This is a genomic window from Paenibacillus sp. FSL R5-0345, from assembly GCF_000758585.1.
Taxonomy (GTDB): domain Bacteria; phylum Bacillota; class Bacilli; order Paenibacillales; family Paenibacillaceae; genus Paenibacillus_AQ.
In genome coordinates, this window is record NZ_CP009281.1 from 5,490,621 (window position 1) to 5,509,329 (window position 18,709).

13 protein-coding genes are annotated in these 18,709 nt (G+C 43.9%); all 13 read right to left on the reverse strand.

Annotated elements, in window-relative coordinates:
- Positions 1-66: 66 nt before the first annotated feature.
- The 13 genes from R50345_RS24205 to R50345_RS30470 all read right to left on the reverse strand — a co-directional run bounded on the left by R50345_RS24205 (position 67) and on the right by R50345_RS30470 (position 18,695).
- Entirely contained in the window at positions 67-1,350 is a 1,284-nt protein-coding gene (locus R50345_RS24205; protein WP_042130755.1) for a Gfo/Idh/MocA family protein, read from the reverse strand.
- Between the two features lie 92 nt (positions 1,351-1,442).
- Positions 1,443-3,125 (reverse strand): response regulator, encoded by a 1,683-nt coding sequence (locus tag R50345_RS24210; RefSeq protein WP_042130756.1) that lies wholly within the window; start codon positions 3,123-3,125, stop codon positions 1,443-1,445.
- A 13-nt stretch (positions 3,126-3,138) separates the two neighbouring features.
- Positions 3,139-4,872 carry a sensor histidine kinase gene (locus R50345_RS24215; RefSeq protein ID WP_042130758.1) on the reverse strand — a complete coding sequence of 578 codons (1,734 nt, stop codon included), beginning with the start codon at positions 4,870-4,872 and terminating at the stop codon, positions 3,139-3,141.
- 45 nt (positions 4,873-4,917) lie between these two features.
- Complete coding sequence (locus R50345_RS24220; RefSeq protein WP_042130759.1) at positions 4,918-5,802, reverse strand: carbohydrate ABC transporter permease; 885 nt, start codon at positions 5,800-5,802, stop codon at positions 4,918-4,920.
- A gap of 34 nt (positions 5,803-5,836) precedes the next feature.
- On the reverse strand, positions 5,837-6,742 hold the full coding sequence (locus R50345_RS24225; protein WP_197069713.1) for an ABC transporter permease: 906 nt from the start codon (positions 6,740-6,742) through the stop codon (positions 5,837-5,839).
- An 89-nt stretch (positions 6,743-6,831) separates the two neighbouring features.
- A complete protein-coding gene (locus R50345_RS24230; RefSeq protein ID WP_042130761.1) occupies positions 6,832-8,484 on the reverse strand; it encodes an extracellular solute-binding protein in 1,653 nt (550 codons plus the stop codon).
- A 298-nt stretch (positions 8,485-8,782) separates the two neighbouring features.
- Positions 8,783-9,757 (reverse strand): phosphotransferase, encoded by a 975-nt coding sequence (locus R50345_RS24235; protein WP_042130763.1) that lies wholly within the window; start codon positions 9,755-9,757, stop codon positions 8,783-8,785.
- 177 nt (positions 9,758-9,934) lie between these two features.
- Positions 9,935-10,465: a hypothetical protein gene (locus tag R50345_RS24240; protein ID WP_139328604.1), complete on the reverse strand. Its 531-nt coding sequence runs from the start codon at positions 10,463-10,465 to the stop codon at positions 9,935-9,937.
- 156 nt (positions 10,466-10,621) lie between these two features.
- A complete protein-coding gene (locus R50345_RS24245; protein ID WP_081390003.1) occupies positions 10,622-11,527 on the reverse strand; it encodes an AraC family transcriptional regulator in 906 nt (301 codons plus the stop codon).
- 170 nt (positions 11,528-11,697) lie between these two features.
- Positions 11,698-14,217, reverse strand: a complete 2,520-nt coding sequence (locus R50345_RS30465) for an S-layer homology domain-containing protein (RefSeq protein WP_052414717.1) — start codon at positions 14,215-14,217, stop codon at positions 11,698-11,700.
- Positions 14,218-14,356: 139 nt separating this feature from the next.
- Positions 14,357-14,905, reverse strand: coding sequence for a cupin domain-containing protein (locus tag R50345_RS24255; RefSeq protein ID WP_042130764.1), 549 nt, complete (start codon positions 14,903-14,905; stop codon positions 14,357-14,359).
- 347 nt (positions 14,906-15,252) lie between these two features.
- Positions 15,253-18,042 carry a cadherin-like beta sandwich domain-containing protein gene (locus R50345_RS24260; protein WP_042130766.1) on the reverse strand — a complete coding sequence of 930 codons (2,790 nt, stop codon included), beginning with the start codon at positions 18,040-18,042 and terminating at the stop codon, positions 15,253-15,255.
- A gap of 302 nt (positions 18,043-18,344) precedes the next feature.
- Positions 18,345-18,695: a GNAT family N-acetyltransferase gene (locus R50345_RS30470; RefSeq protein WP_052414718.1), complete on the reverse strand. Its 351-nt coding sequence runs from the start codon at positions 18,693-18,695 to the stop codon at positions 18,345-18,347.
- Between the last annotated feature and the right edge of the window lie 14 nt (positions 18,696-18,709).

Consider the following 18,709-nt stretch of genomic DNA (forward strand, 5'->3'; position numbering starts at 1 on the left):
AATCCATACCAAAAAACCTCCCTCTCCATGACAGCATCCCATCACTTCGAAAGAGGCTTCCTAGTATCATTTTATCTTATACGACATTTCTTCTTTTTTCTGCAAGTCCGAAAGCTTGACCGTCTGACCTGCGTTCAATCTCGAATGTTCCGACGCGAATGCGATCAAATGGCTCTGCAGGGATGCCGTCGCCGAGGTCAAGCCTTGCGATGGATTGCTGTCAAATTGACGCACAATCCGCAGGAATGAGCTCACCATACGGTCATCGCCGCCTCCATGACCATCGCCTTCCACATTGCAGCCAATCTCAACCTTCTCACCCGATACATAGCGGTACAGCGTGAAGGATCCTTTGTCCATATCCCCGATGATCTCGCCTTGTGTTCCCATAATTTGAACCCGACGCGTGCCGCTCTGTGTCAGCCCTGACATGATGAACGATGCATTCGCTCCATTCTCGAACTCCATGTTGACTACCTGGTGATCCACGACATTATTATCGCAGCGATACACGCAGCGACCCCACGGTCCTTCCTTAAGCGCCTTCAAGATTCCCTCTTGCGACAAATCATTCGTCATATAGCGTGCCCAAGGGTGTTCCGGAGGCTGAATATATATTTTCATCGCCGAGAAAGCGCATTCCTTCTCAACCTCACAGCCGTTGATACAGCGATCCGCGGAGCCTTCCGGAGCGTTCTCCGGCCTGAAATGCAGTAATGATCCGTACGAGCTCACGCTTGTACACGGTTGATTCATAAGCCATGAGATGAGATCCAGATCATGGCATGATTTGGCCAGGATCATGGGACTCGTCTCCTCCGAATTGCGCCAATTCCCGCGGACATAACTGTGTGTCATATGCAGGTAGCCCACATTTTCGGTTAATTGAATCGTACCTATCGTTCCGAGTTCACCGTCTTCGATGCATTTTTTGATCCCAGACCAGAACGGGGAATATCGCAGGACATGGGTTACGACGAGCAGTCGCTTATACCGAAGCGAAGCTTGCTCCAATTCGATGCATTCTTCCATGGAAGGAGACATCGGCTTCTCTAGCATGACATGATAGCCTAGCTCCATCGCTTTCATCGCTGGTATATAATGCATCCGATCGAGCGTAGCAATTATCATCACGTCCGCAATTTGACCCTGATCAAATACTTTCTCCCAAGAATTGTAGACATGCTCTGGAGCAATTCTATGAATCTCTGCAAATCGATTTCTACGTTCATCATCCGGCTCAGCTACGGCAACAATCTTTAATTCATTCGGAAACTTCTCCGCGTAGGGCCCATAAATATATCTCCCTCGACTGCCAGCGCCAAGTAATACAGCTGTTAATGTTCTCAAGACTATTCCTCCTCTTGCGCACCTAATGTACTTCCATTGTAAGGCGGTAGGAACGGAGGCAAAAGAGATCGTTACTGACATTTCATATACTTTTATTGACCTTGATTCTGTATATGGGTCCTTGTCATACGGAAATCTTGCGGCGTTGTTTCGTTCTGCTTCTTGAAGAAGCGAATAAATGCAAGCGCTGAGTTGTACCCCAGGGCAGCAGCAATTTCATTCACTTTCATCGATGTGTTGAGCAGCATATTTTTTGCGATCAGGTTACGATAGTCGTTCACATATTTAGATAACCCTATTCCAGTGATTTGCTTATAAAGCCGGGACAAATACGATGGATTCAAGCTCACGTAATCAGCCAGCGCATTTAAGGAAATATCAGTGGAAATATGTTCTTCAATATATCGATGTACCTTATTCACGACCTCTGTCGGCAATTGCGTACCCCGCAGCGCATTCCATTCGAAGAAGCACTCCGCCATTTGCGAGAAGTATTGAATCAGCTCCGACCATGATGCGGAATCTCCATAGCGATATAACTTATCCAAATCCATCAGCGTATTGATGTAATCCCGAATTTCCCCATTCTTATGGATATAGAACAGAAAAATAGCTGAAAGCGAATGATACAGTTCGATCTTCCGCTCATTCGGCGACTCCTTATCATTCCAAATGAACATTAGTTCGGCATACAGCTTGTTGAATTGCTCCCGATGATTATTCTCGAGACAAGACATCAGCAATTGAACACGGGCGTGATAGAAGGCATCGTGGTAGTTCCCACTCAGATCACCGTTCACTTCTCTTTGAATGTCTTTATCAGTCAATATGACCTCATTAAATAATCCATGTCCTTGTACCAGGCCGTATTTGATCGAGTGGAACCGATCAGATATGTTATCCCATGTCGTTGCTTCACTTCCAAGAAGGAAAGAAACCGATAAACTCAGCAACCTCTTGCAATTTCCCTGCACAGTCTCCAGAATACCGCTCGTATACCGATGAGCTCTGATCCAATCCTGATCCCCATATTCGATAGACGATCCATCCGGGATTTTCGGTTGAATCATCCAGACGATTTTGGATAACTCGAATACAACGGAATAACATCTGACCTGCGTGGACAAATACTCATCGCAAATGTTCTGTACGGCGTAAGTCAACAATGCTTTATCCGGCGTCGTGAACATTTCTTTCCATGCGTCTACCCTGCCTATGAGCAAGTAAACCGGCAATGTCGCATCAAGCCGGATATCGATTTCTTTGAACGCCTGCTTTAATTGGCTATCCGATACATGCTTGCCTTGAAAGAGCTCCCACACATACTCTTTTTGCAGGGAGGGCAATGCCAGTCTCATTTTGGATTGCGCTCTAGCGATCATCTGTTCTTGGTTATTTTCTTCTTCAATTTTCTCAATCGCCCGTTCTACGGACTGAATAATTTTCTCATCACTTTCGACCTTCAGAATATAATCGAACCCACCGTACGTAATTGCGCTCTTTGCATAATGAAAATCATTATATCCTGTTAAGAAAATAACTTTGCAGGCCGGCCACTGGGATTTGATTTCCCGAAGCAATTCAATCCCTTCCAGTCCAGGCATCTTAATGTCGGAAATCACGATATCAATACGATGATGAGAAAGTACCTCCAGTGCTTCTTCACCTGAATATGCCTTCATAACCTCGAGTTGCAAATGATCGGTCTCATTGAATAGCTCCAGAAGACCATCGACAATAATGGGAAGATCATCGACGATTAGCAGTCGGTACATGCTGATTCCTCCTCTAGTTCGTGCTCAGATTGATTTTTACTTGAAGTCCACCAAGAGCAGAACGTGACACGGTAATGCCATATTCCTCACCGTACCGCAGTTGTATTCTGCGATGCACATTTATGATTCCGGTTGTTTCCTCCATCCGAATCGTGGATTGACGCAGTCGCTTCTGAAGCTGTTCGATCTCCGCATCGGAGATGCTTCGGCCATTATCTTCGACATAGATGGAGAATACATCGCCCACCCGCTCACAATGAACCCATAGCTCACCCTGCTGAATCATATTGCCCAAGGCATGCTTATAAGCATTTTCGATGATCGGCTGCAGAATCAGCCTCGGCACGAAGAGATCGGGAACATCACCTTCGAACTTGACTTGAATACGATCTCCGTAACATATGGTTTGCATGTCTACATACGTGCGAGAATGATTGACCTCCAGCCCCAGCGGAATATCATCCTCGTCATCGCGAGTAATAAACTGAAAATATTGTCCGATGTACAGGCAGAATTGATAAGCCTTTTCCTTCTGATTCTCAGATTTAATTAACCGGCACAATACAAAAAAACAATTATATAAAAAATGAGGATTAATTTGCGATTGTAATCGTTTCAGCTCGGAACGCTGGTTCCTGATTTGCTGCTCGTAATTTTCCTCGATTAGTGTTTTCAAGGATCGGATCGTATTATTAAAAGCTTGGTACAAATACCCGAACTCATCAGCTCCACGATCGATCACGATCGGTTCCAGCCTATTCTGCTGAACGCGCCGAAAGGAATGCACAAGTTTCATTAATGGCCGATAGATAAATCGTAATAGAAAGTAAGAGAAGAAAACGACAATACCCACAGCTAGCGCGCAAGCCCACCAGAACAATGTTCGATAGATCTCAAGAGAACCCAAAATCGTCTCTTCGGGAATGCACATAATCGAATAGGAATTCCAGAGACTGGAGTATTTATATACCGTAAGAAACCGTTTACCATTATACATAATCGTTTCGTATCCTTCGTTTTTTTGCAATTCCCGCTTATCTGCAGCGAAGGATTTCATTTGTTCCAGCAGTTCCGGATCCATGTTACTCTCGATCTCCCAACCACGTTCCAGATTGAGCAATACGCTCTGTCCACCACGCGAGCTGCCGATTTGAGATAACGTTTCTCTGATTTTGGTAGTCGATAATTCAACCGCTACGATATAAATCGGATTTTTAACGGTATTAATGGGATATTGCATGGAAATAAATAACCGATCGTTCCAGTAAATGAAAGGTTCTTCGTATAATCTCTTGTTTTGCTGCATAGAAGCATATTCCTGCTTATTCATCGAGGTTTCAAATTTATTGCTAAGAATCGTTCGGTCGATAAGAGGGATATACGCCCTTGCTTCTTGAATAAATGGACTTGAGTTCTTCATCAATTCAAGCCGTCTTTGGATATCTAATATTTTTTGCGCACGATCGTAATAACTCATGTAATTGCCTGTAGTTGCTATTTCCATCAAGTCTTTGTCCATCACATAGTTCGGCAAATAACGGCTGATCCGGTCTGCTTCCTTGTCTAGTGAATCCAGATAGAAGCGAGTCGTATTTAGAATTGACTCGGAAATTTCACTCCGAATATTGTCCGAGCCCTTCTCATTAATCAACCAGGTAATCGCCATGAGCGGAAACAAGGCTGCCAGAAAGGCAGCCATTATTTTCTGGAATATAGAGGAATCTTTAATCAAGAATCGGATTTTCATCGTTTGTTCTCCTGCAATGCAATGTCTTAGTTTGAGTGCCCTATTTTATTCTTTGACACTCCCCATCACAATTCCTTTAATGAAGAACCGCTGCAAGAACGGATACACGATTAGAATCGGAAATGCTGCTACGAAAATTTGAGCGGCTCTGCTCGTACGATCGGACAATTTGAGCATTAATTCTGCCCTCTCAGGTTTAATAAAGCGGAAATCCATTTTGATAATGATCGTCTGCAGGAAGGTCTGCAGCGGATAATTCTCGGGATGATTCATGTAAATCATACCGTCAAACCAGCTATTCCAATGCCCCACCATGGTGAAAAGACCTGTCGTTGCCAATGCCGGCAACGATAGCGGCACATATATTTTCCATAAGGTAGTAAATTGACCCGCCCCATCGAGCAGCGAAGATTCCTCAAGTTCTTTGGGCAGACTGCGATAGAAATTCAGCAGCAGAATAACGTTGAACACCGTGACCGCTCCTGGCAGGACCAAAGCCCAGATCGTATCGAGCATCCCAAGGTTCTTCACGGTTAAATAGTTTGGAATAAGCCCGCCACTGAATAAAATCGTGAATACGAAGAACCATGAATAGAAGGTCCGCAGCCGAAATTGGCGAGAATCTTTGGATAATGGATAGGCCGTGATAATCGTCAGGAACATGCTGATTGTCGTTCCCATAAGGACCCGCTGAATCGATACCCAGAATGCACGTAAATATTCAGGTTTTCCAAATACGTTAGCATAAGCAGCCGTTGTGAATTCAACTGGCCACAGGATGACTTTTCCGGCGGATGCTGCCTGCCCGGAGCTGAACGAGAGCGCCAAAATATGAATAATAGGCATGAGGCATAACAAAGATACGGATGCCAGAGAAATGAAATTACATATCAAAAACAATTTCCTTCCGAATGATCTGTTAGTACGCACGATGTATCTCCCTTCTGGATTACCGACGATTGCATTAGAAAATGCGGTAATTCGCTACACGATAGGCTAAGATATAGGACATAGATACGAATACGAAAGAGATGACTGATTTCAGTAGTCCTACGGCCGTAGCGAAACCGAACTGTGCTTGCTCAATCCCCATACGATATACGAAGGTATCGATAATATCCGCGCTCTCATAGACCGGAGGACTGTATAGATTGAAGATTTGATCAAATCCGGCATTCAGTACATTCCCGATACTAAGCGTAAACATGAGAACGATAATAGGAAGCATCCCCGGCAGCGTCACATGTAACGTCTGCTTAAAGCGTCCTGCGCCGTCGATCTCCGCTGCCTCGTACAGTGACGGATTAATACCGGTAAGCGCAGCCAGATAGACAATCGTACCAAATCCGAACTCTTTCCATACATCCGATATGACCATGACATAAGGGAACCATTTATTGTCTCCCAGGAAAAAAACAGGGTCGATACCAAACAAGCCAAGCACTTGATTGAGAATACCGGAAGATGGAGACAATACATCGATTAGAATACCGCTTAACAAGACCCATGATAGAAAATGCGGCAAGTACACGAGTGTCTGGAAGGTCCGTTTGACCCATTCTTTCCGCAGCTCATTCAGCAGTATCGCTATGGTGACCGGAACGACCATGCCTGCTACAATTTTCATCACCGCAATGTATACTGTATTGAAGAATATCCGGCCGATATCGGGGTAATCCATCAGTAACTGAAAGTTTTTAAGACCAATAAATGGTGAGCCGAACAACCCTTTATTCGGTACGTATTTCTGAAAGGCCATCGTAATGCCGGCCATCGGGATATAACTGAAGATGAGGACCAATACGATCCCAGGAACCAACATCAAGTGAAGCGGCCACTCCCTTTTCCACATACGCGTTAATACATTCATGCCATCCACCTCGCTATAGGACTAAAAATGAAGAACTAGGTTAAAGAAAAGAGAGGTCGTTTGTGTCCAACCCCTCGATTCTCCTGCTATCATTGTTTGTTAGTCGCGTACCATTCATTGACTTCTTTGGTCATTTCGTCGCCGCCAAGCTTTTTCCACTCTTCCACGAATTTATCGAATTCATCCACGGATACTTGATTCATCATAATCTTGAAGTATACTTCATCCCGCTTCTTCTTCAGGATTTCTTGTCGATCTGCCATGGTTGGAGTCGGTGCACCGTAGAATTTGTTCTGTAAGTACTGTTTATTGTTCTGAATTTCTGGAACAAGTGAATATGCGCCTTTTGGGCCTGAAATCAGATATTCCCACCACATGTTGATATCGGTACCGTCAACATACTTCATGGCACGCTCGTAACGAGTTTTTTGATCTTTCGTCTCCAAAATGCTCTCGTCTTTATTCTCAATCGCTTTTGGCAATATTTCACCGTTATTATCCTTTTGTTTACCAACACGAAGCGGGCTTAGAAGCCAGTAGTTGTTGCCTTTCTCCTTCAGGTCTTTACCATACTCATACACTTTCTGTTCTGGCGTCGGATGATTATCCACGACAATCCAATGGTTCAGCAATTTAATAACGCCTTCCGGATGCTTCGCTTGCTTGGAGATAACATAATATTCGTCAACACCCAAACCTATCTGCGATAGTGCAGGTTCGCTATCCACCGATGGAATCGGGAATACGCCCCACTCTTGTACGACTTTACCATCCTTTACTGCGCCTTTAGCGAGCTGAGCCGGTACCCAAGACTGGCCGTATACGATACCTGCGTTGTTGTTATAGAGGAGCTCTGCTGCTTTCTCCACATCTTTAACGACGAACTCAGGATCAATTAATCCTTTCTTGAACATTTCCTGCAGCGCCTTAAGTGCGTCTTTCACTTGAGGCTGAATGTCACTGTTGACCAAATTGCCATTTCCGTCTTCCATCCAAAGATTTTCATAAGCATGGTAACTATTCAAGAATGCTATTAGTCCTGTAACAGCTGTGGACTGGTTGTTAAATGGATCTTTGCTAATTACAATTCCATACGGTTTCCCAGTGCCGCCTGGATCTTTTGTTTTGAACGCTTCGGCGATCGTCAAGAGATCTGCCATCGTCTTCGGTTCCGGCAGGTTCAATTTCTTCAGCCAGTCCGTGCGTACATAGAGGAACTGATACTGGTACGGATTATAAGAACTTGGAATCCCCATGAGTTTACCGTCGAAAGTGGCGGTCTTCAGTTGCATTCCGCCATCCATCGACAAGAATTTCTTCGTCTCATCCGTCGCATTCTTGTCATATACGTCCGTGATATCCATAATCATATCCGCTTCGGTCAGCTCTTTCAGCTGTGTAGCATTAACCTTCATGAAGTCCGGAAGATCATTGGAGGCGATGGACATCTTCACTTTTTCCTTGAATTGAACGTCATCGGCGGACACCCATTTATTCGTGAGCTTCACACCGATATCTTTCTCATACGCATCATAGACCGAGTTCTTCTCGAAGCTTTCGCCCTCATCGAATTTGAGATACTGATCGCTTGCCGAAACTGTTGAAACTTCAATCACTTCATTTTTTTGTTCCACAGGTGTCTCAGGCTGCTTCTCCCCTTCATTTGTGGTTTTGCCGCATGCCGTGATAGTTAAACTTAGGATCAATGCGACGACCAGAAGTATTCTACTTTTTTTCTTCATATTACCCCTCCACATAGTCTAAAATAGGTCGTGCATCTGCTTCATGCAGCTTCTCTTCCTAGTTCTAGTATAGGAAAGAGAATGGCCCCCATCTATATACTAGTCTTTACTTTCGTATACACCTCTTGACTACCGTCAGGCTTGCCCCTAGAACGCACAAGAGAGGGGGAGTCTCCCCTAGGTTAGGTTGACTCCCCCTTCGCTTCATTGAAACGTTACCGTGTAACAACTCGAATATTCAGCTCCCACGATATTTGACAAGAGCTGATGCGCCGCTTCTTGCTTCATTTTCAATTCTTCATTTTTCGATAAACCTAAGCGCACGTTCAGATTGATATTCAGCTAGACCTTTTGCGAATTGTTGATCTGGAAATCCTCTATGCTGTAGCTTTAAACCCGCTGAAGTTAATGATATATGGTGATGCAATTGATAAAATAACAGCCTATCCGGATCAAGCTTATCGTTCTTAAGATACCGATAGAAATCCCCAAACCGCATTTCCAAAAAACTATGCTCCTGCTCAATATCAAAAAACATGGCCCCTTCGATATCGATCAAAAAGGGTTCCAGCTTATCATTAACCAATACATGGTCAGGACCCATTTCCCCGTGTATAAATCCGTACTGCTGTCTGGGCTTAATTCTTGATTCTAACTCATGCAACTTGTCGAGCAGTTTACTTTGATTAGACGCGATCTTCTCTATATATTGAGAGGCATAAGCTAGCTGTACTTTCGCATTTTCCATTTGTAAGAAATGACATTGTTCTGAGATGATCTCGTTAGCATTCGCTTTCCCAAAGATACGCCTTTCGTTGGTATGCATAGTAGTAAGCATGTCCCCTAGCCGCTGAAACACTTTATCTTGAACACGTAAATCAGCATGATGAAAATAGTCTTCTGCCTTACGTCCATCTATATATTCAACGAGCGCATAATCAAATGGGTAACGATCTTTTTCCTTATTTAGATCATAAAGTGCAGGGGTCTGAATTCCATGTTGTATTAAGAACTTATTGTTTAATTCAAATAAGTCACTTCCATAGGATCGTTCATTTATATCTTCATTGGCCTTTTCTTCTTCAAAATAATTCATGGAAAGATCCCACACATACAAAACGCAGGAAAATCCATTACTGCATTCCATCTTGTAGACCACCTTTTGTGCGCCACCATGCATTCGCGAAACAGAAGTAACTAAATAACTGGTGCCAAAAACCCGTCCAACATAATCCTGCAAATCAACCTGATCGAGATGACAAGTAACGTCCATTTATAACACTCCATTTATTAGGTTTTGCCGGCTTCACAATAGTAAATAAAATCCAGCCAAAAGTATAGACTTTTTCTTTCTGATCCATTATCATATTGAATTAGGTCTTGAAAAAAATAAGCATACAAAAAGCCTTTGGATTTTAATCCAAAAGGCTTTTTTTGATGAAAAAATCACCTATTCAATCATTGATTTTGCTAATAAAACCATCTGCTTCCTAGACAATCGAAAGCTATCCACCTCAATATAAGTACCATCTTGCACCCAACGCAAACATCCTCCTTGTGTTCCATAATCATACCTTGCTTCAATTCCGTTCAAATAAACAACCTCACCACTCGTATCAAATTTAAAGTCCTCTTCTATAACTGTGGTCGTACTTGTTTTCCTAAGAATATCAATTATTGTTTCAGATCGCTTACTTCGGTACCCTATCGCTTTATGCTGTTCAATCCCAAACAGATACGTACTTCCTGATACATCAAAGTAATGGAGTCTAACCTTTTTAATTAGTTGGTCAGTATCTAGAGGATATGGCTCCTTGATTTCAACCTTCCAATCTGTTAAGCAGTAGTGTGGAGTAAACAGCTTAAAATCCGTTGCACTTTTTAATTGATCTAATCCAATATGCGCGAAAGCTATTTTAGGAATTAACAACGATATTATTGTTAAGAACAAAATTAAAATCCGTTTTTTCATAACCATCATCAGCACCTCCCATGCGTTTATCCGTGTAGGATTCCCATTAATGAGGGCTTTATCAACGTAAAGAAGCTACCCAGTGTGCAGGTAGCTTTCTTGTCTAAAACTCTTATTGAGTAATCGTTTCCTTTAATAGCTTTATGATACAGTTCACTAGACGATCTAAATCTTTCTTCTAACAGGAATCCAAACCTCACATATCGATTCTTCCTGTGTATCATCCATCCAGAAGTATTTTTCCATACATGGACCTTCTACTTGTTCAAATCCTACCGAGGGGAACCATTCTGAGTAAATTCGCCTCCAAACATTTTGGATTTCCAGTCCAATTTCCGAGTCATCTGGAATTGATTCACGGCTATCAAATACCGCATAGGTTTGACCAGGGACATGAAGAGTAACAAGCCCCTCCGTTGCTTCTTTACCTTCAGGCAGATCGGTCCCCATTAAATAACGTTTGGTTCCATCTTCCCTAAAGTCGAAATAATAGCCATACAGTAGTGAGCCTGAGGGTTTCCCAACCAAATCATTAATCCGATCATGTGTCCCATCTTTCCAAATCCCCTCTACAAAAATAGGTATTTCTGTATAGGCATCCTTTTGGATGATAACGTCCTTTCCGATAACCGTTGAAGCCTGTTCTTCCACAATTCGATAGTTCATTTCAGTTTCTCCTTTAATCTGAATTTGAAAGGAGATTCGAGGAAAAGATTTAAGCTTCACATTCTTTTTCTTCGCCATGTGCGGCGTCACCCCATGCATTCGTTGAAAAGCTTTAGCGAATGCTTCTGGGGTCTCATAACCATAATTTAGCGCAATATCGATGACCTTATTATCTGTTCCTGCTAACTCCTCGGCTGCTAGCGTAAGACGCCTGTTTCGTACATATTCAGTAACCGTAAATCCGGTTAAAGCATGAAACATACGTTGAAAATGAAATTTCGATGTCATTGCAGCCGTAGCAATGTCTTCGATCTCAATGGCGGAGTTCAGATTGTGTTCCACGTAATCTATCGCTTGCTGTAGCAGCCTAATCGTCTCCAAGACCTCATCTCCTTTCCATTTCATTGTAGAGAAACCGATAAATCTGTTCCTGACCCGGAATGCTTTGATTTGTCCGAAAAATTCCTGTTATCTATGATAAGGTTCACTTTATCATCTAAAGAGCAAAACAAAAAGCACCCGTTTGGATGCTTTTTGTTTATGGGAGTGATTTTTTCCTACAGTATAAATACTCGTTACTCTATGTCTAAGGAAAAATCAAGACTGATGTTTAGCATGCGCAAGATCATGAGTAATGCCTCAGATCTCGTAGCATTAGCATTTGGTTTAAACAAACCGTCAACAGTTCCCTTTACGATCCCCATATCAGATAACATATTTATCTCAGCCTCTGACCAATGACCGAGAATATCCTTGAACTTAGTCTCTTTTGCTAAATTGGGGTTAATGACTGCAGCAAGCATAGCCGCTATTTCTGCTCTACTAATAGAATTATTCGGTTTAAATGTTCCATCCGAGTAACCGTTGGTAATGCCACTAGCCTTTAATCCGGCTATTGCATCTGATGCCCAATGATCCTTAACATCTTTGAAATTGGATGGGTCTTTAGCTTCTAAACCAAGCGCTTTTAATAGCATGGTCGCAAATTCTGCTCTTGTTACCGTAGCATCCGCATGGAATGAGCCGTCGCTGTACCCCGTAATAATTCCAAGTCTAGTTGCTACTTCGATTGCTTTAGCGTTTGGTGAGTCCTTAGATACATCCTTGAATGCTAGCGCAGGTGTAGATTTTGCCTTTTCTACAATAGCCTTAACAACTTCAAGATCAACCTTTTCGTTGAAGAATGGCGCTGGGGTCGGTGTTGTTGTTGGCGCTGTTGTTGGCGCTGTCGTTGGTGCTGTCGTTGTTGGTTCTGTTGTTGGTGTTGGTGTTGGCGTTGGCGTCGCTGTTGGCGTTGGTGTCGCTGTTGGCGTTGGTGTCGCTGTTGGCGTTGGTGTCGCTGTTGGCGTTGGCGTCGCTGTTGGCGTTGGCGTCGCTGTTGGCGTTGGCGTCGCTGTTGGCGTCGGCGTCGCTGTTGGCGTTGGCGTCGCTGTTGGCGTCGGCGTCGCTGTTGGCGTTGGCGTCGCTGTTGGCGTTGGCGTCGCTGTTGGCGTCGCTGTTGGCGTTGGCGTCGCCGTTGGCGTTGGCGTCGCTGTTGGCGTTGGCGTCGCTGTTGGCGTTGGCGTCGCTGTTGGCGTTGGCGTCGCCGTTGGCGTTGGCGTCGCTGTTGGTGTTGGCGTCGGTATTATCAGTTGATTAAACACTTTAATTTCTTGAAGATCAGGACCCGTGCTGCCATCTTCTCCAACTGCATGGATCACAATCTGAATGTATCGCTTGGAGATCTCTTTCGGAAAAGAGACTGAATCTGTCGTATAGCCATTATATTGTCCATCCGTATGGACAAGGCTAGCGTAAGTCGTGCCTGTGACTGTTTCAAACGGTCCAGTCACGCTGTCGCTGACCTTCACTTCGTAGGATTGCAGATAGACGGTATCGACAACAAGGATTTCATTATATGTCGCGCCTGCATTCATATCTAGTGTGATTGTCCAAGGTGCATCGAATTGACTGCCAATCCAGCCAGTCTCCAATAAATCGTCAGTCAAATGGCCGGTCTGACCGCTGGTGGTTCCTTTATCGACTGTAACCGGTACACCATATGCCAGGTTAGTGCTGTCTTCATTAACGATGATGGTTCTCTTTACCGCGACAGCTTCATTGCCTGCGGTATCAGTGGCATCATAGCGAATGGTATACCGACCCGCAACAGACGTATCGATAGCCGGGAGCTGGACATTGTTCAAGCTGTAAGTGACTTTGGCTGTCAGATCGATGTCGACATTATCAGTTACTATTACACCAGGATCATGGAAGGACGTACCATTCCTAACCAGCACGGTTGAAGCACCGTTAAGCGTAATGACCGGTTTTTCCGTATCGATGGCGGGACTTGAATATTCGTCAAGCTCAGGACTCTGCAAGACCTGCGAGGCGTAGGATGTATAAGCTTTGCCGCTCGGAAGATAAGCGATACCATAGAGACTGTACTGCATATTATTCAGCAATGTCTCGAATTCGGACGCAGCTACAGTACCGTTCGATAAATGATCACTGTTAATGCGATAGACATTATAATTAAATTGTCCAAGTGCATATAGATGGCCGGCAGGACTTATCGTTATACCTAGCACAGGTGTTGGAAGTCCTTGAATGACCGATGTCGCAGCCGTTGCTCCTGGCGCAAGCTTGTAAATGCCTTTACTTGTGTAGTCCGTGAAATAAAGGTTGTCTGTGGCATCAAAAGCCATGCCGTATACAAAATTAAAGCTCGTATTGTAATGTACGGTGCCGCTATTCGCGGGAAGAGGAAAATTGACGAGTGCGCTTTTGTTGATTTTATAAATATTTTTATCATATCCGTCAGTCGTGAAGAACAGATCTCCGGCTTGGTTCAAGGCGACGGTCATAACAACACCTCTATCCAGCACTTTCGTGACCGCTCCCGTCTCGACCGAAATGCGATAGATGCCGCCCGGATCTCGCTGAGCTACATAAATATAGCCGTCATGGTAAGCGAGTGCTCTTGCATTTTGAATCGAAGCACTTATAAATTCGCTAGGAGATAGAGAATCGGGAGCCTCCGAAGCCTTGGCTGCGGGAAGGCTTACAAATAGAATTATCAATGTCATTAATAAAGATAAAAAACGTTTCATAAAGGAGATCCCTCCTCTTTCAAGTTGTAAAATAGATTAATGCTACTCTAGCAAACCGTGCTGAGCTGCCCTCATGCAACCACAGCTTGGCTTGCAGAAAATCATAATCCCCATAGTTTCTGGCGACAGAGCATGGGGATTATACGGTCTCCCCTGTATACTTTTCTAGCGCTTCATATAGCCCCCTTTTATGTGCGCGTTTAACGATTAGACCAAAGATACTACGCTGTATCCAGAGTGGAATGCCAGCGATGAGCGTATTTTGTAGTAATAACACTAAAGCGGTGTGTGCAAGCAATTTAGGATTACCTTTTGCATCAGTTAAACCATCCTCCATTAGCCCGTAATGAATACGAACAGACTGCTCGAACTGACTTGGTGGTGTTAATCGTACACGGAATACAACCGGATCATCGTCATTATTCGTAAAAGTATGTGGTGTCTTCATCGGGGCAATACGACGTTCGCCCGCTACTAGAATGTGGTTTGTTTTGCCTAATGTTACCGTGAGCTTGCCAGAAATCACTTCAAATTCTTCTTCAAAACGATCATGAATATGTAGTGGAGGACCCTTGCCATGTGGGGGGAGTGCAACTTCAATTAATAAGTATTCACCCTTCGTATCCTTTGCTGTTTCTATAAACGTAATTTGTTCACCCGTAACTCGATTAGTTACCGTTTGTTCCACACACGCTCACTCCTTGGGTTAATCATTTATAAAATGAACTAAAAGGCCAAGCTGCCACTTTAAGCCTCAATTCTTTCAATAATAGAGAATAAATAAATTGTCGAATAGTGAGTGCTGTCATCACTTTGTCATATGACAATATGGATTTTTATGTAATAAACAAGAATAACCACTCAAAGTAAGCGACATAGTGCACGCTTCACACAGAACCGCGGGCATACAGCAATGAATTGCAATTTAATAGGGCACCCCTTGGATGCCCTGTTATCTATTAATCGTAGATGAAACTTTAAAGAACTTTTTTTCTGTTCAATGTCTTCCAATGAGATTGAAGTAATATTGTTGCTTTAATAACTCTTTTGAGCGATCATCTTCATTAGAATCGTTACCGCCTCTGCTCTTGTTGCCTTATCATTAGGAGCGAATTCGTTATTGCCTTTACCGGATACAAGGCTAAGATTCTTCAATGCCGCTACCTGCCCCTTTGCCCAATTTGGAATTTGAGCGTCATCCACAAAGCTGGTTACAGCACTGTCTTCCACCTTCAATGCTAATGCTTTGACGATCATCACAGCCATCTCTGTGCGTGTAATTTCTGCGTCTGGATGGAAACTGCCATCCGAATAGCCTTTAACAATGCCTAATTGTACAGCTTGCTCTACCGCTTGCTGCGCCCATATGCCAATCTTCACCGAATCGGTAAACTTCAACTTCTCAGCATCTATTTGCGGCTTCAACGCCTTCATTAACATAACTACAAATTCCTCACGGGTTACGACGCCATTAGGTTTGAACATGCCATTCACATAACCGTTCACGATTCCGCTCTGTGCTGCTTTAATAATCTCAGACGCTGCCCAGTGACCCGTTATATCGCTAAATGTCAGTTGATCCGATCCTGACTGTTCCTTCTCTTTGCTTACAACCATCACAGCAAACTTTGTAAAGTGATCGACTCCCACAGTGATCTTATTGCCGTCTACCTTGCCGCCGTCAATTTGCACCCACACTTTCTTCACTTCGTCATAGTAGAATACAACTGGTCGCTGCTCCTTCTTCAAACCTGCCTCATCGAAAACATAGGTCAGTGTTACTGATTTGGTAAAATTATTCGTAACGTTTTTCAATATTTCGTAAACCGGACTGATTAGAACTTGTCGATCAGATAGAAGATCTTTCGTGTCGGTCAATCTCTCTATCGTGATTATTAATTCTTTATCTGAAGCACCTGCCGGAATGACAACAGTCACCTCCCCCGGCAGACTCAATTCCCCTGTGCTTCCTACTGGCACCACTAATGTGCCATTCGTTGAGGTCACTTTTCCACCACTATTACCTGTATTACTTGAACTGCCACCTTCACTGATCACTGCTGTCTCCCGCGTCAATGTTACCGTGTAAGTCTTCGTCGCCTTACCATCTGCCGCCGTTACCTCTATAGTAATTAGGTTTACTCCTTCAGCTAATGGAATCGCATCCGAAGCTGCTCCGCTCGTTACCGTCGTGCCATTTACCTTAACCGACGCTCCGGCTTCCGCTACCGTCGGCGTTACCGTAATGCTACTCACACTATTCGCCACGCTCGCTGTGTAGCTGGTTGTACCCGATGCAAACGTCGGTGTTAAGCTCCCTCTCGACAGCGTCAAGCTACTTATATCAGCGTTCGTGCTCAGCACTGGCGCCTCCCGTATCAATGTTACCGTATAAGTCTTCGTCGCCTTACCATCTGCCGCCGTAACCTCTATAATAATTGAGTTTGCTCCTTCAGCTAATGGAATCGCACCCGAAGCTGCTCCGCTCGTTACCGTCGTGCCATTTACCTTAACCGACGCTCCGGCTTCCGCTACCGTCGGCGTTACCGTAATGCTACTCACACTATTCGCCACGCTCGCTGTGTAGCTGGTCGTACCCGATGCAAACGTAGGAGTTAAGCTCCCACTCGACAGCATCAAGCTACCTATGTCTGCGTTAGTGCTATCCCCGAATTTCATAAGACGGTCAGCTACAAACGGAATCATCCAAACATTTTCCCCGTCATATACGCCGCCCATAAACGCATTATTATCTTTCTTAAAACCACTAGGCCAACTGTTGTATCCCGTCATATCCCCTGTCGCGGCATTGACCTTCATTAACATGTTAGCGGATTGTGGAACCAGCCATATATTCGTACCATCATACACGCCGCCGGCAAAGCTTTCGCTCCCTTTTGTAAAGCCGCCAGGCCATCCGTTGTATCCGGTCATGACTCCAGTGGTCGTATTGAATTTAACCAGATGAGTTGCATTATTCGGTATCAACCAAATATTAATGCCATCGAAGACACTTCCAGCAAATGCGTTTGCACTTTTGGTGAACCCGCTAGGCCAATTGTTGAATCCAGTCATGTCTCCGGTTGCTGGATCAACCTTGATTAAACGATCGGCCCCACTCGGAATCAACCATAAACTTGTGCCATCGAAAACAGAACCTTGAAACGGATAACTGCCAAGAACTGTCCCGCTTGGCCAACTATTATAACTGGTCATTGCTCCTGTCGTTGTATCAACCTTTACTAAACGACTACCGGAATAGGGGGTGAGCCATATATTAGTACCGTCAAAAGTGCCTCCAATATATAGCTCGCTACCTCTCGATCCGTCAGGCCAACTGCTATAACCTGTCATTACACCTGTAGTCGCGTTTACTTTGATGACCCGATCTGCACTATATGGAATTAGCCATATGTTAGTTCCGTCATAAACTCCGCCGGCAAAAGCATTACTTCCCTTAGTAAACCCGGCGGGCCAATTGCTATATCCTGTCATTTCTCCAGTTGACGGATTAACCTTCATCAATCGGTCGGCATTGTAGGGTATCATCCAAATACTTGTACCGTCATAAACGCCGCCGACAAAGGCAGATAATCCCTTTGAAAACCCACTTGGCCAGGCTTGGTATCCCGTAAAAGCGGTCCCCAGCACTTCGTTTCCAGGAATGGAGCCACTATATCCGAACCCGTCCTGATTAGAGATATTTGCAGCCGCTGCAACGGCCGATATGCCGCCAATACCTGCCCCATACTTCCCCGGAAGTACACCTATTAAAAAAAGAATAATCAAAACCATAATTGCCAATTTGCTGCGTAGCCTTATCACTGTTCTTCCGTCCTTTCGCTTAGAGAATCGGTTGTTTTTTGGAAACCTTAACGTAATGCCACCAACCTATCCATGCTTAATCAAGCCGTTATCCTATCTCGATGTTATCTTGTACTATTGTTACATCCGATATGGTGATCAGTCTGTAACCCCGACTACAATTTACAAACGAATGGAGTCAAGGATATTTTTCTAGCGAAATTTCCATAATGGATTCTTACCTCCACGCAAATAAAAACTGGAACCCGTTATCGGAATCCCAGTTTTTTGGTAGAGAATACTTATTAGAGGACGTTCTAGCATCAAATATTAATTGACATATAATTCTTTCCTTCAACAAAACCTAGACTTTCATACATCGGTTTAGCCATATCAGACGAATGTAGCAGGATTTTTCTAATTCCTTGTGCCTTCAAATCGTCTATTGCTTCACTAACAAGTTTGGATACAATACCCTGGCGACGATAATTAGGGATTGTGAAAACATTAGTCATATATGCAACCCATACAACGAGTGACTTATCCGATAATGAGGAATCAAAGTAGTTTCTAAAAGTTTCATCCATGCTACTATTGTCCTCATGAGATAGCAGTATCTTGCGAAATTCAATTAACTGCGGTATATCCGTTGCAATAGCTTTTCGAAACAGCACGATTGACTTCCTTC

Excerpts from the sequence above, each read along its gene's own strand:
- R50345_RS24210 (WP_042130756.1), bottom strand. The coding sequence starts at position 3,125 with ATGTACCGACTGCTAATCGTCGATGATCTTCCCATTATTGTCGATGGT.
- R50345_RS24215 (WP_042130758.1), bottom strand. The coding sequence starts at position 4,872 with ATGAAAATCCGATTCTTGATTAAAGATTCCTCTATATTCCAGAAAATA.
- R50345_RS24225 (WP_197069713.1), bottom strand. The coding sequence starts at position 6,742 with ATGAATGTATTAACGCGTATGTGGAAAAGGGAGTGGCCGCTTCACTTG.
- R50345_RS24230 (WP_042130761.1), bottom strand. The coding sequence starts at position 8,484 with ATGAAGAAAAAAAGTAGAATACTTCTGGTCGTCGCATTGATCCTAAGT.
- R50345_RS24235 (WP_042130763.1), bottom strand. The coding sequence starts at position 9,757 with ATGGACGTTACTTGTCATCTCGATCAGGTTGATTTGCAGGATTATGTT.
- R50345_RS24240 (WP_139328604.1), bottom strand. The coding sequence starts at position 10,465 with ATGATGGTTATGAAAAAACGGATTTTAATTTTGTTCTTAACAATAATA.
- R50345_RS24245 (WP_081390003.1), bottom strand. The coding sequence starts at position 11,527 with ATGAAATGGAAAGGAGATGAGGTCTTGGAGACGATTAGGCTGCTACAG.
- R50345_RS30465 (WP_052414717.1), bottom strand. The coding sequence starts at position 14,217 with ATGAAACGTTTTTTATCTTTATTAATGACATTGATAATTCTATTTGTA.